Below are 5013 nucleotides of genomic sequence, written 5' to 3'. Positions count from 1 at the left end.
GTCCTCGCCGACATCGCCCACCGCATCCAGAACGGCGAACCCGTCGACGTCACCACCGGCCACGCCAACGTCGTATGGCAGGGCTACGCCAACGAGGTCGCCCTGCGCTCGCTGCTGCACGCCACCGACGGCGAACCCTTCACCCTCAACCTCACCGGCCCCGAAACCGCCCCGGTGCGCCGCCTCGCCCACTGGTTCGGCGAGGAGCTCGGCCAGGAGCCGGTCATCACCGGCCAGGAGGCACCCACCGCCCTGCTCTCCGACGCCAGCGCCTGCCACGCACTGTTCGGCTACCCGGACGTCACCCTGCGCACCCTCGTCCAGTGGCAGGCCGACTGGCTGCGCCGCGGGCTGCCACTGTCCGGCAAGCCCACCAAGTTCCAGGTCCGCGACGGAAGGTTCTGATCCACCTCATGTCCCATACGCCCGCAGCCGCGACCGCGCCTGCACCCTCCGCGGCAGCCCCGGCACGCACTCCGATGGACGTGCTCGCTGGGGGAGCCGTCATCCCCGCTCATCCACTCGCCCTCGGCGCCGACCGTAAGCTCGACGAACGTCGCCAGCGTGCCCTGACCCGCTACTACCTGGCTTCCGGCGCGGGCGGCGTCGCCGTCGCCGTCCACACCACCCAGTTCGAGATCCGCGAGCCGGAGGTCGGGCTGCTGCGGCCGGTCCTGGAGCTGGCGGCCGAGACGATCGACGCCGAGGCCGGCCGCCCCTTCGTCAAGGTCGCCGGGGCCTGCGGCCACACCGCGCAGGCCGTCGCGGAGGCCGAGACCGCGGCCTCCCTCGGCTACGACGCGGTGCTGCTGAGCCCCGCCGTGCCCGGCGCCGACGAGAAGGGGCTGCTGGACCGGGCCCGTGCCGTCGGCGAGGTGCTGCCGGTGATCGGCTTCTACCTCCAGGAGGCCGTCGGCGGACGCTACCTGTCGCCGTCGTTCTGGAGCTCATTCGCAGACCTGCCGAACACCGCGGCCATCAAGACCGCGCCCTTCGACCGCTACCGGACCGCCGACGTCGTCCGGGCCGTGGCCGCCGCCGACCGCGCCGCCGAGGTGGCGCTGTACACCGGCAACGACGACGACATCATCGGCGACCTGCTCACCCCGTACGGCACGACGGACGACGGACCCCGCTGGTTCGCGGGCGGGCTGCTCGGCCAGTGGGCCGTGTGGACGAGCTCCGCCGCCACCCTCCTGGACGACGTCCGCAGGGCCCGCGCCGGTGACCACGACGCCATGGTCGGCTGCCTCGCCCGCCGCCCGGAACTCACCGACGCCAACAGCGCGGTGTTCGACGTGCGCGGCGGATTCCGCGGCTGCATCGCCGGAGTGCACGAGGTACTGCGCCGGCAGGGCCTGCTGGCGAACATCCGGTGCCTGGACCCGGCCGAGACGCTGTCCCCCGGACAGGCCGAGGAGATCAGCCGGGTCGCCACGGCCTACCCCTGGCTGACCGACGACGCCTTCGTCGCGGAGCACCTCGATGCCTGGCTCTCCTGACCCGGCCGGCCGGCCCCGGGTGGTCGTCGCCGTGCCGCCCGCGCTGCGCGCCCAGTTGTTCACCGCCGAGGTGTGGCGGGAGCTGGAGCGGGCGGCGGAGTTGGCGGTCCCGGACGACCATCGCGACCGGGCGGCGGTGGCGGCGGCGCTGCCCGGCGCCCGTGCGCTGATCACCTCGTGGGGGGCGCCGCGGGTGGACGCCGGGCTCCTCGCGTCGGCCGACCGGCTGGAGTTGGTGGCCCACACCGGATCGGCGGTCGCCCCGTACATCACCGAGGAGGTGTTCCGGCGGGGGATCCTCGTCACCCAGGCCGGTGACGAGATGGCACGCCCGGTCGCCGAGGTGGCCCTGGCGTTCACCCTCGCCCTGCTGCACCGCATCCACCGCTTCGACCACGCGCTGCGCGGCGGAGCCGACTGGGACGAGGCCGGCCAGGCCCCGCCGCGGCACGAGATCCAGGGCTGTGCGATCGGCGTCATCGGAGCGTCCCGCACCGGTCGTGCGTACATCGAGCTGGCGAGCGCACTGGGGGCGCAGGTGGCGGTCACCGACCCGTATCTGACGGCCGAGGACGCACAGCGGCTCGCGGTACGGGTGGTGCCGCTGGACGAACTGCTCCGTGGCAGCCGGATCGTCGCCGTGCACGCCCCTGCCACCGCCGAGACCCGGCGCATGCTGGGTGCGCGCGAACTGGCGCTGATGCCCGACGGTGCCGGTCTGGTCAACACCGCGAGGTCGTGGCTGGTCGACGAGGAGGCGCTGCTCGCCGAGTTGTCGTCGGGCCGGCTGGACGCGGCGGTCGACGTCTTCGAGGCGGAGCCGCTGCCGGTGGACCACCCGTTCCGGGCCCTGCCGAACGTGCTGCTCACCCCGCACCAGGCGGCGGGCACCGCCGAGTGCCGGCAGCGGCTCGGGGCAAGTGCCGTGGAGGAGGTGCTGCGGTTCCTGCGTGGCGATCCACCATTGCACTTCGTGGGGCCGGACGCACTGGCTCGCGTCCTTTGACCACTCGATCGCAACCACACCGGGCCCCAGAGGCCGACCAGTTGTTCCTCGGGGCCGAAGGCATCTCTGTTGCCTTCGGGGTCGAGGAATTCCTGGAGGTCGTAGACGATGCGTGGCGGGATCCGGAACAGGCGCAGCCCGTCGCGGAAGGAGCGGCGGGCTGCTACTTCGGGGTCGGTGGAGGCGTGGAGGGACGAGGCCAACTCGCCACCGTTACCAGGGCCTGGCGATTCCCACTCCCTGGGACGCCACGGGATGAGGACAATCACCACGATGCCGTCGGGTCTTGTGGAGAGGCCGGGTGTGGTGCTCGCATGCCCGGTCACCGACCTGCCCGGCAACGTAGGCGCACAGTTCGGCTATCAGCCACTCGACCAGCAGCAGCGAGCTCTCGCGCAGAGTGCCGTCCTCCTGTCGGCTCTCCAGCGTTTCCGTCAGTGTGCGGTGCAGCTCCCAGTTGGCCGACGGCGGCCCGTCCGCGCCCGGAGCGTGCCGGGCGGCTTCATCGAGGGCCGTCGTCCTGATCAGGGACAGCGCGAACGCGCCGGGCGTCTTCCGGCGGCGTTTGAGAGCGCCCGAACAATAGGCAGTCATCCGGGGGGGTGCCTCTATGTCTTTGGTCAAGACCGGGCTGGTCATGCGGTGACCGCTTCGGGGAGGCGTGATTCGTAGAAGGCTCCGTCGCGGAGCATGGCGAACAGGACGCTGATGCGCTGCCTGGCCAGGCGGAGGAGGGCCTGGGTGTGGGTCTTGCCCCGGGCCCGGCAGCGGTCGTAATAGGCGCGGGAGGCGGGGTCGTGCAGGGCGGCGAAGGCGGACAGGAACATCGCGCGTTTGAGCTGCCGGTTGCCGCCTCTGGGGGCATGTTCGCCGTGGATGGAGGTGCCCGACTGCTTCGTGGCCGGGGCGAGGCCGGCGTAGGAGGCGAGGTGGGCGGCGGTGGGGAAGCCGGTGCCGTCGCCGACGGTGACCAGGAGAACTGCGGCGGTCCTGACGCCGACGCCGGGCAGCGACGTCAGGACCTGGGAAAGAGGGTGGGCCTCCAGCAGCTCGCTGATCTGGGCTTCCAGGGCCCGGCGTTGTTCGTGCACGGCCGCGAGCGAGCGGGCCAGGGACGGGATGACCACGTCGAGGGTGCCGGTGCCCGGAACGACGACGGTCTGTTCGTCGAGCGCGTCGAAGACGTCGTCGATGAGCCGGGTGGCCATGCGCGGGGCCTTCGGGCGGATCAGTTCGACGAGTCTGCGGCGTCCGGCTTTCCGCAGAGCCTGCGGGGAACCGTGGCGTTCCAGCAGCCAGGTGACGGCCTGGTGGTCGAGGCGGGGGCCGAGGACGCGTTCCAGGCTGGGGTGGAACTGGGTGAGCAGGCCCCGTATCCGGTTGGAGGTGCGGGTGGCCTCGGCGGCGAGGTCCTGGTCGAAGCCGACGAGGACGGTCAGCTCGGCGGTGATCTCGTCGGTCAGCTCCAGACAGCGCAGGGTGCGGGGCATCGTGCGGGCGGCGTCCGCGATCACCGCGGCGTCCTTGGCGTCGGTCTTCGCCTCGCCCGGGTAGAGGTCGGCGATCCGGCGCATGGCCAGGCCGGGCAGGTAGGCGACCTGGCAGCCGGCATCGCGGGCGACGGTCAGCGGCAGGGCGCCGATGGAGGCGGGCTGGTCCACGACGACGAGGACGGTGCCGAACTTCGCGGCCAGCTTCTCGAAGACGGCCCGCAGTTTCGGCTCGCTGTTGGGCAGCGGCTTGTCGAAGACCTTCTTGCCGGCCGGGGTCAGCCCGTGGCCGTGGTGCGTGCTCTTGCCGACGTCCAGGCCGAGGAAGACGCCCACGCTGCTGGTGTCGATCACGGTGCCCCCACTTGCTCGATACCGGTGCCGGCCTGGGCTTCGGGGCCGTTCTCGCGCATCCACGTTATGCAGACCTGCCGCCCGCGAACGGCCGGGCATTGCGCCCGGCCGGGCGGCGGTCGGACCTCTCATCAGCGTCTCCGACGGCACCCCTCGGGCCCGGTGACACCACCCCCCAGGTCATCCGATCGACAGGGGGCAAAAGTCATGCCGGGCCCGGAGGCCGGCGGCCCTCTTGCAGGACCACGAAAAAACATAACGGGGCTGAGATTCCGGGCCGCGGAAGAGGTCGTGCTCCGGCTGAAGGAGCTGTTGTTCCCATCGATCGCGGACATCGCGGTTCTGTCGGTGGACGTGAACATCGAGGTAGTGCGGGTTGACGCGCGAGGTACCACGGCCGGGGCCCCTGTCCAGGGTGCAGGTCTTGGTCGGGCCGGAGCATCGCAGGTGGCCCAGGTCGCAGACAGGAGGCAGTGAGCCTTTTTCAACCTGTCGTTGATGCCAGTGCGTTGGGCAGTTCTGCGGAACGACGAAGCTCCTGGTGGACGGGTTCTCGACCAGGATCGCCCGTGTCTGCCAGGAGTCTCAATGACGAAGTCAAGACTCCTGCGCGACGGGCGGGACGGGGGTGAACAGCCTGTCGTCGCGCAGGAGAGCCCAC

Annotated in this window: 4 protein-coding genes and 1 pseudogene; 3 read left to right on the top strand and 2 right to left on the bottom strand. The window is 71.6% G+C overall.

The features are described from left to right. From ACWCXX_RS40520 to ACWCXX_RS40510, 3 genes and pseudogenes are all read left to right on the top strand, one after another. A pseudogene (locus ACWCXX_RS40520) lies at positions 1–405 on the top strand (epimerase); the annotation flags it as partial. Positions 406–479: 74 nt separating this feature from the next. After that, on the top strand, positions 480–1502 hold the full coding sequence (locus ACWCXX_RS40515; RefSeq protein WP_451136225.1) for a dihydrodipicolinate synthase family protein: 1023 nt from the start codon (positions 480–482) through the stop codon (positions 1500–1502). Next, positions 1486–2508, top strand: coding sequence for a hydroxyacid dehydrogenase (locus ACWCXX_RS40510; protein ID WP_451136223.1), 1023 nt, complete (start codon positions 1486–1488; stop codon positions 2506–2508). Before ACWCXX_RS40515 ends, ACWCXX_RS40510 begins: the two co-directional genes overlap by 17 nt. 213 nt (positions 2509–2721) lie before the next feature. Here ACWCXX_RS40510 and ACWCXX_RS40505 read toward each other — a convergent pair whose 3' ends face one another. Both ACWCXX_RS40505 and ACWCXX_RS40500 read right to left on the bottom strand, forming a co-directional pair. Next, positions 2722–3102: a hypothetical protein gene (locus ACWCXX_RS40505; protein WP_451136221.1), complete on the bottom strand. Its 381-nt coding sequence runs from the start codon at positions 3100–3102 to the stop codon at positions 2722–2724. 41 nt (positions 3103–3143) lie between these two features. Next, a complete protein-coding gene (locus ACWCXX_RS40500) occupies positions 3144–4352 on the bottom strand; it encodes an IS110 family transposase (RefSeq protein WP_451136219.1) in 1209 nt (402 codons plus the stop codon). Positions 4353–5013: the final 661 nt, after the last annotated feature.

The sequence above is a fragment of the Streptomyces sp. NPDC001732 genome (assembly GCF_053596315.1).
This window is presented reverse-complemented; position numbering and strand designations above follow the sequence as displayed.